At 33.6% G+C, this 8,271-nt stretch carries 8 protein-coding genes; 2 read left to right on the top strand and 6 right to left on the bottom strand.

Annotated features, from left to right (window positions below; all coding sequences use genetic code 11):
* Nucleotides 1–55: 55 nt before the first annotated feature.
* A complete protein-coding gene (gene pseI, locus Q0358_RS08355; RefSeq protein WP_299550126.1) occupies nt 56–1,069 on the bottom strand; it encodes a pseudaminic acid synthase in 1,014 nt (337 codons plus the stop codon).
* A gap of 70 nt (nt 1,070–1,139) precedes the next feature.
* Here pseI and Q0358_RS08350 point away from each other — a divergent pair, with 70 nt between their 5' ends.
* Nucleotides 1,140–1,514 (top strand): hypothetical protein, encoded by a 375-nt coding sequence (locus Q0358_RS08350; RefSeq protein WP_299550122.1) that lies wholly within the window; start codon nt 1,140–1,142, stop codon nt 1,512–1,514.
* 26 nt (nt 1,515–1,540) lie between these two features.
* Here Q0358_RS08350 and Q0358_RS08345 read toward each other — a convergent pair whose 3' ends face one another.
* From Q0358_RS08345 to Q0358_RS08325, 5 genes are read right to left on the bottom strand one after another with little or no spacing between them, the layout of a single operon-like run.
* Nucleotides 1,541–2,128: a thermonuclease family protein gene (locus Q0358_RS08345; protein WP_299550119.1), complete on the bottom strand. Its 588-nt coding sequence runs from the start codon at nt 2,126–2,128 to the stop codon at nt 1,541–1,543.
* Complete coding sequence (locus Q0358_RS08340; RefSeq protein WP_299550117.1) at nt 2,118–3,704, bottom strand: dipeptide ABC transporter ATP-binding protein; 1,587 nt, start codon at nt 3,702–3,704, stop codon at nt 2,118–2,120. The genes Q0358_RS08345 and Q0358_RS08340 overlap by 11 nt, the downstream gene beginning before the upstream one ends.
* Nucleotides 3,701–4,717 carry an ABC transporter permease gene (locus Q0358_RS08335; protein ID WP_299550132.1) on the bottom strand — a complete coding sequence of 339 codons (1,017 nt, stop codon included), beginning with the start codon at nt 4,715–4,717 and terminating at the stop codon, nt 3,701–3,703. The genes Q0358_RS08340 and Q0358_RS08335 overlap by 4 nt, the downstream gene beginning before the upstream one ends.
* Entirely contained in the window at nt 4,714–5,760 is a 1,047-nt protein-coding gene (yejB, locus tag Q0358_RS08330) for a microcin C ABC transporter permease YejB (RefSeq protein WP_299550114.1), read from the bottom strand. Before yejB ends, Q0358_RS08335 begins: the two co-directional genes overlap by 4 nt.
* Nucleotides 5,761–5,762: 2 nt before the next feature.
* Nucleotides 5,763–7,574, bottom strand: a complete 1,812-nt coding sequence (locus Q0358_RS08325; RefSeq protein ID WP_299550111.1) for an extracellular solute-binding protein — start codon at nt 7,572–7,574, stop codon at nt 5,763–5,765.
* 123 nt (nt 7,575–7,697) lie between these two features.
* Between Q0358_RS08325 and Q0358_RS08320 the strand changes: the two genes are divergently transcribed.
* The gene (locus tag Q0358_RS08320) at nt 7,698–8,246 is read left to right on the top strand and encodes a PepSY-associated TM helix domain-containing protein (protein ID WP_299550108.1); all 549 of its coding nucleotides are present in this window, start codon (nt 7,698–7,700) and stop codon (nt 8,244–8,246) included.
* Nucleotides 8,247–8,271 lie beyond the last annotated feature (25 nt).

Below are 8,271 nucleotides of genomic sequence, written 5' to 3'. Positions count from 1 at the left end.
GCGCAAAAAAGGAAGTGGAATTATAGCTAGAAAAGCTTAAGGGGAGATTAAATGATTACTCATAATCTTCAAATTGCAAGGATTTACCACGCCATAAATCCTTGCTAGCACGCTTACCTATAACTTCTTTTAAGTATTTTGGAGCGATTCCATAGCCCGGACGAATGGATTTTATTGCCTCTTCTTCTATAACTTCTCCTTTTTTAATATCCTTTATCACATATAATGAACGCATAAAAACGCGTCCTGCTTTTGATTTTTCACTTAAAACATAAGTAGAATCCCCAAGTAACTCTTCTGTTTCTCTAACTGCCTGTGCCATCTGTGCAAATTCTTTAGGTTCTAAGCTAAATGCACTATCTACTCCACCTAAAGATCGTTCCAAAATAAAATGTTTCTCAATCACTTGCGCACCAAGTGAAGCTGCAACAATAGGAGCTGTAATGCCTAAAGTATGATCTGATAAGCCAACATCTACTCCAAAATCTTTTTGAAGTTGTGGAATTAATGATAAATTTGCACCATTTAAAGGAGCAGGATAAGAACTTGTGCATTGCAAAAGTGTAATAGAATTATTTCCAACTTCTCTGCAAGCCTTAATCGCTTCTTTTATCTCATTTTTTGTTGCAATCCCCTTTGATAATATCATAGGCTTACCTAAACGCGCCATATACTTAATAAGTTCCAAATCCACAATTTCAAAAGACGCAACTTTATAAATTGGATTTTCTAATGTTTCTAAAAAATCTACTGCCTCTTTACTAAAAGGACTTGAAAAGCATACCAAACCTAGTTCTCTTGCATAATCAAATAATTCTTTATGCCATTTCCAAGGCGTCATTGCCTCTTTATAAAGCGTATAGAAGTTTCTACCCTCCCAAAGTGTACCTTTAATTTTAAAATCTTCTAAATCACTATCTAAGGTTAAACAATCTGGCGTATATGTTTGCAACTTAATAGCATCGGCACCAGAATCCTTAGCGGCTTTTATGGTTTGCAAAGCTAATTTTTTGTCTTGATTATGATTTGCAGAAAGTTCAGCAACTAAAAAAATTCTACGATTTTGCATTTTCTCTTTAAATTCCTAGTTTTTTTGGTTAAGATTATAGCTTAAGTTCTGTAAATTTTAAGGAGTTTTTATGATGAAAAATTATGTAACACCACTACTTCTTGGGTTTTTTATGTTCTCTTTAATGGGCTGTGATAAGCAGAGTTTAAGAGATTTAGAAGATAAAGCTGGACAGACTTTACAAAATGCAATGCAAGATTCTGGATTAAAAGATACTTTAAATTCTCACGCACAAAAACTTAATGATTTTTTAGAAAGCAACAAAACGCAAGAATTTGTAGAAAAACAAACACAAATCCTAAAAGATGGTGCAAATGAACTTGGAAAAATCATAGAATCTAACAAAACAAAAGAACTCTTACAAAAGCAAATGGAAAATCTAAATGAAATCTTAAATAACAATCAAAATAGCGCGAAAAATACACAAAATACGGAATCCATTTAGATTTTAACATTTTGGATTCCAACTTTTTATTCCATTGCGCGCATTCTTAGCTCCATACTTTTTTCCAAACTCTCTTTAAGTCCAACTTGCGCAATTTCTTTTAATGCTGTTTTTAGACATTGCATTTCTTTGCCCCATTCTTTCCAAAGCCCCCTTTTTTCACTTCTTGCAATAGATTCTAATTCCTCTAAGTCATTTAATGTTTTTTCTTCACTTAAGTCAAAATGTTGCACCACTGCATAACCATCACGCACAACTTCTGCATTTAAGAGATTTCCACCTTTTTGTAAAAAACACCAACCATTTTTATAGCCTAAACGAAATTGTTGTTCTAGTTTAATTTTGTTTTGCGCATACTGCATAGCAAAATGGCGCATTTCCTTTAATGCTTGTGGCGAGATCTCACAACCCTCCCATTTGAAGCTTTTACTAACTGCTGCTACCCCATAGAGCTGGCAATACATCATTCCATAATCCTTGCTATACACGCTAAAATACGTAGGAGAAAAAATATGTTTCATTAAGACTTGTAAGCTTACAGGTGGGATACTAAACCCAAAGCTTTGCATATTTAAGATTCCAACTAATAAAAAGATTTTAAGCTTAAAATACATACATTTCTCCTATTACACTTGCTTCTAAAAGGTTTTTAACATATAAATCTTTAGGGGCTTTAAAGACTTCTTTGGTTGCCCCATTTTCTAAAACCCTGCCATTTTTTAACACTAAAACATTTTGACAAAGCGTTGCAATAACGCTTAAATCATGACTAATACAAATGTAACTTAATTGATATTGTTGAAGTAGTTTTAATAATAATTTTAAAATTTGCTCTTGTGTCGCACAATCTAGTGCGCTTGTTGGCTCATCTAATATCAAAATCTTAGGGTGTAAAATCAAGCTTCTAGCAAGACTCACCCTTTGTCTTTGTCCGCCACTTAATTCATTGGGATAACGTTTTAAAAAATCACAACTCAATCCAACATCGTTTAAAGTTTTTACTATACGCTCTTTTTGTGCTTTCTTATTTAAATTAAAATGTGCTTGCAATCCTTCTTGTAAAATCTCAAAAACACTCATTCTAGGATTCAATGAACTAAAAGGATCTTGAAAAATTAGTTGCATACATGCACGAAATTCTCTTAAATTCTTTCCCTTTAAATTTAAAAAATCTTTGCCTAAAAGTTTGATTTCCCCGGCTATACAATCTTTATCTAATAAGTAACAAAGTGCATTAGCAAGGCTACTTTTGCCACTACCAGACTCTCCAATAATCCCTAAACTCTCACCTTTTCTTAAAGTTAGGCTCAAAGGTTCTAAAGCTAAAAAAGATTCCAATGTTTTACCAAAAAAATTCTTTTTTATAGGATATTTTACGCTTAAATCCTTGGTTTCTAAGACTGATTCTTTACTAAAAGATTCCGTGTTATAATTAAATTTTAGGGCATTAACTAGTGTTTTAGTGTAAATATTTTTTGGATTTTTAAAAATTTCTTCTCTCTTGCCTATCTCAATGATTTCTCCTTTTTGCATTACAAGCACGCGTTTGCATATTTTAGACACCACTGCTAAATTATGACTAATAAAAATCACACTAAGCCCAAGTGTTTTTTGCAGATTTTTTAACAACTCTATAATTTGCGCTTGTGTTGTAGAGTCTAGTGCAGTTGTGGGTTCATCGGCAATTAAAATTTTAGGACGATTTGCTAGGGCGATTGCTAGGCAAATGCGCTGTCTTTGTCCTCCACTTAGTGCATAAGGATAGGCTTGTAAAACATTGTTTGAGAGTTGCACGCTATGTAATAGTTCTTGTATTCTCTCTTGTAGTGCCATTTTTGTAATCTTAGGATTGTGAATTAAAATTGCTTCACTAAGTTGCTTATAGATTTTTTGCAAAGGATTTAATGCGCTAAGTGGTTCTTGAAATACATATCCTATCTCAAGACCGCGTAAATTTTGCATTTTAGATTCCGTAATTTCTAAAAGATTTTCCCCCAAATAATAAATTCCACCACTTTGCAATGTATAGCTGCTTGTAAGTCTTAAAATTAAATGGCTAAGTAAAGTTTTCCCGCTTCCAGATTCTCCAACGATCCCTAAAACTTCCCCTTCTTTCAAAGAAAAATTAATGTTTTTTAAACAAAATCCATTGAATTCTACACTTAAAGACTTAATGGTTAAAAGATTCATTTTTTAACCTTAACGCGCAAAGCATCACGCAAACCTTCTCCAATAAAAACAAGCAAACACAACAACACACTTAGTGCAAAAAATCCACTAAGCCCAAGCCAAGGCGCATTAAGATTGTTTTTACCTTGTGCTAAAATCTCTCCTAAACTTGCGCTAGGTGGAGGCAAACCAAAACCTAAGAAATCAAGAGAAGCAAGCGTTGTAATGCTTCCACACACAATAAAGGGCAAATAAGTTAAAACAGCCACTAACGCATTTGGTAAAATATGATAAAACATAATGCGCAGATGACTAACTCCTAACATTTTAGCTGCCTTAACATAATCAAGATTCCGTATTTTTAGAAACTCTGCACGAACAAAAGGCACTAATGCTACCCAAGAAAAAAGCAGCACAATGCATAAAATACTCCAAAAACTAGGCTGCAAAAAACCTGCAAAAATAATCAACACAAAAAGCACAGGCATTCCGCTCCATATTTCAATTAATCGTTGCCCTATCAAATCTATTTTTCCGCCAAAATAACCGCAAATTGCGCCCACAAAAAGACCAATAAGAGAACTAAAAAAAGCCAACACGATTCCAAAAATCATAGAAGTTTTTAAACCATAAAGTAATCTTGCTAAGACATCTCTCCCTAAATCATCTGTTCCTAAAGGATTTTTTAAAGTTGGCGCAGAAGGTGCTGGTGTGTCTAGCGTGTAAATGACAGAATCGTAAGAATAAGGAATCAAAGGCATAATCATAAAACCCTTTTGTGCGATTTTTTCTTGCAAGTAAGTATCGTTATAATTTGCATTGCTTTCAAAATCCCCTCCAAATGTCGTTTCAGGGTAATCTCTTAAAAGTGGAAAATAATTTTTCCCATCATAGCGCACAAATAGAGGTTTATCATTTGCAAGAATCTCCGCACACATACACAATACAAATAACACACCAAAAATCCATAAAGAAATATATGCGCGAGAATTTGATCTAAAAGCTTGAAATCTACGCATTGTAAATTGCATTATTGTGCCTTTTGAAAATGGATTCTAGGATCTACTAAAACATAAACCGCATCACTAATAATCCCAACAACAAGTCCAAAAAGTGTGAAAATATATAAAGAACCAAAAATTACAGGATAATCTCTTGAGATGATAGATTCATAACCCAAAAGTCCCAAGCCATCAAGAGAAAAAATGATTTCAATAAGCAATGAGCCACTAAGTAAAATCCCAAGCAAAGCAGAAGGGATAGAAGCAATAATTAAAAGCATTGCATTGCGAAAAATATGCCAATACAAAACCTGTCTTTGTGATAAACCCTTTGCATAAGCAAGCTGCACATATTGCTTGTGAATCTCTTCTAAAAAAGAATTTTTAGTAAGTAAGGTTAAAGTTGCAAATCCGCCAATGCTTAAAGATAACACAGGTAGTGTAATATGCCAAAAGTAATCTTTAATTTTTTCTAGCGCGCTTAAAGATTCAAAATCATCTCCAATAATTCCACGCAAAGGGAAAATATTAAAATAAGTCCCGCCAGCAAATAAAATCATTAAAATTAAAGCAAATAAAAAAGTTGGAATCGCATTTCCAATAATCACTATTGTGCTTGTAAGACTATCAAATGCACTCCCTTCTTTAATGGCTTTTTTTATCCCTAAAGGGATAGAGATAAAATAGATTAAAAGCGTGCTCCAAAGTCCAAGACTAATTGAAACAGGGAGTTTTTCTAAGATTAAATCCACCACTTTTGCATTTTTATAAAAACTCTCTCCAAAATTAAAAGTTAAATAATTTTTTAGCATTAAAACATATCGCTCTAAAATTGGTTTATCAAAGCCATATAAGGCATTAATTTTCTCTAACATTTGTGCATCTAAACCTTGATTTTTATAAATTGCTTTAGAGTTTGCTTGCACTTCTGTTTGTGTTCCAACTCCTTCAAGTTTTGCAATCATTTGCTCCACAGGACCACCCGGAGCTGCTTGAATGATAAAAAAATTTAAAGTCATAATCCCAAGCAGTGTTGGTAGAATCAATGCAAGGCGTTTAATAATATAGCTTCCCAAAATTATCGCCTAAAATTAGGATATTTCTTCTGGATTTCTTGTAGTTTTTTAGGATTAACCCACCAAGTTTCAAAGCCTATCTCATAAAGTGGAGTGATTTTAGGATGTTCTAAAAAATTCCAAAACACCACACGAAAGGCTTTTGTGTGAAAATGCGGAATCACATAGTATTCCCATAGTAACACTCTATCAAGTGCGCGCACACTGTTTAATAACTCTTCATAACTGCTTGCTTGAATCACCTTTGTAATTAAAGCATCAACCACAGCATTTTTTATACCAATATAATTATAGCTCCCCTGTATATCTGCTGCTTCACTTCCCCAAAAAAATGCTTGTTCATTGCCCGGTGATAAGCTTTGCGGAAACACACTTGCAATCATCTCATAATCAAACTTGCGTAGCCGATTTACATATTGTGCAATATCCACTAATCTAATCTGCATTGTAATCCCTAAAATCTGCAAATTTTTTTGAAAAGGGATCGCAACGCGTTCCATTGCTGGACTAACCAACAGCAACTCAAACTCAAAAGGGATTCCATCTTTTTGAAGTTTTCCATTTTTAATGCTATATCCGGCTTCTTTTAACAGAGATTGAGCCTTTTTTAAATTTTCTCTATTTTCTCCATTGCCTTGACTTTTTGGCAATGAAAAGCTTTGCGTAAAAAGCGCACTTGGAAGCTGATTTTTAAAAGGTTCAAGCAATGTTAATTCTGCCCCCAATGGAATCCCAACGCTTGCATATTCTGAATTATCAAAAAAACTTTTTGTGCGCGTGTATTGATTATAAAAAAGATTCTTATTGCTCCACTCAAAATCAAAAGCAAGTCCTATTGCCTCTCTTACGCGCCTATCATTAAAAAGGTTTTTGCGAAGATTAAATACAAAGCCTTGCATACCGCTAGGAAGAAAGTGTAAAAATTCTTGTTTTTGGATATCTTGCTGTTTTAATGCAGTTCCATTATAGCCTAATGCCCAATTTTTGGCACTGACTTCTTCTCTAAAATCATATCTACCAGCTTTAAAAGCCTCTAGGGCAACAGAATCATCTTTGTAGTAATCAATAGTGATTTTATCAAAATTGAAATATCCTACACGTGTTGGATGATTTTTCGCCCAATAGTTTTCTACGCGTTTATAAGTTACACTGCGTCCTGCATTAAAAGATTCTATTTCATAAGGACCGCTACCTAGTGGAATCTTTAGGGGGTTTTGATTGAAATCTACATTTTCATAAGCGTGTTTAGGCAAAATAGGCAAATCCCCTAAAATTAATGCTAACTCACGATTTTTATTGTCTTTAAAATTAAAGCGCACTGTGTGTTTATCTACTACCACCACATCTTTAACATCTGCATAATAACGCACCATTGATGGATTCTCTCCTCTTGCAATGGTCTTAAAGCTGAACTCCACATCAAAAGCGGTGATTTCTTTACCATCATTAAAGCGTGCATTTTCATTTAAATGGAAGATAACAAAGGTATTATCTTTTGCCCTTTGCACTTGCTTTGCAACAAGCCCATATTGACTACTTGGCTCATCAAAAGAACGCACCATTAAAGTATCATAAACCAATTGCAACCCCTTTGCGCTTACACCTTTTAATAAAAAATCATAAAAACTATCATAACTTCCAAGTGCGTATTGTTTAATATGTCCCCCCTTTGGAGCATTAGGATTTACATAATCAAAGTGTTTAAAATCTCTATATTTCACTTCTCCTTGCGCACTTAATGCAGAATTGCTATAAGTTTGCGCATTAACAAATCCTCCAACAAAAAACACAATAAAAGCTAGAACAAAACGCATAGGAATCCTTGTTTAAAATATAAGAGTTCATTTTAACAAAATATTTACAAATTCTTAAACAAAATTAACATTTTCTTCACATTTATTCATTAAACTTCCGCAAATTTTTCAAAGGAGTCCTTAATGGCAAAACAATTCCGTAATCTTCATATTTATTTAAGTTTATTTTTCTTGCCCATTGCATTAATGTATGCAATCACAGGCGTTTTATATATTAGTGGTTTTAATCAAGATAGTGGCGCAACAAAACATAGCTACACACTTACGCAAAACATAGAACAAGGAAAGGAAATTGAAGCACTTGTTCAATATCTGAAGGACAATCATCTAAGTTTACCTTCTGATTTGACTCCAAAAACAGGCAAAGGCGGCACATTAAGTATAGGTGGAACGCATTATAGCGCAAGTATTGTTAAAAATTCAGATTCCACTTATACAATCACAACACTAAAGCGTTCTTTCATTGGAGATATGATTATGCTTCACAAAGCAAAAGCAAAGTGGTATTTTAATGTATTAGCCATAGGATTTGGCATTACTCTGATTCTACTTTATCTTTCAGGGTTAATGATTACACTTTTCAATAGCAAGAAAAATCGTAAGATTCAATATGCTACTATTCTAGCGGGCTGTGTTGTGAGTTTTATCATAGGATCTCTAAGTGTATTATAAAATTGGAATCCTAAATGGGTTCTAA

Origin of the sequence: uncultured Helicobacter sp., assembly GCF_937893305.1 — a bacterium.
In the GTDB taxonomy this organism is placed as follows: domain Bacteria; phylum Campylobacterota; class Campylobacteria; order Campylobacterales; family Helicobacteraceae; genus Helicobacter_D.
The sequence above is the reverse complement of the archived record's forward strand: the minus strand, read 5'-3'. Positions and strand labels throughout refer to the sequence as shown.

Coding starts and splice junctions, on each gene's coding strand:
- Q0358_RS08350 (WP_299550122.1), top strand. CDS start 1,140: ATGATGAAAAATTATGTAACACCACTACTTCTTGGGTTTTTTATGTTC.
- Q0358_RS08325 (WP_299550111.1), bottom strand. CDS start 7,574: ATGCGTTTTGTTCTAGCTTTTATTGTGTTTTTTGTTGGAGGATTTGTT.
- Q0358_RS08340 (WP_299550117.1), bottom strand. CDS start 3,704: ATGAATCTTTTAACCATTAAGTCTTTAAGTGTAGAATTCAATGGATTT.
- pseI (WP_299550126.1), bottom strand. CDS start 1,069: ATGCAAAATCGTAGAATTTTTTTAGTTGCTGAACTTTCTGCAAATCAT.
- Q0358_RS08320 (WP_299550108.1), top strand. CDS start 7,698: ATGGCAAAACAATTCCGTAATCTTCATATTTATTTAAGTTTATTTTTC.
- Q0358_RS08345 (WP_299550119.1), bottom strand. CDS start 2,128: ATGTATTTTAAGCTTAAAATCTTTTTATTAGTTGGAATCTTAAATATG.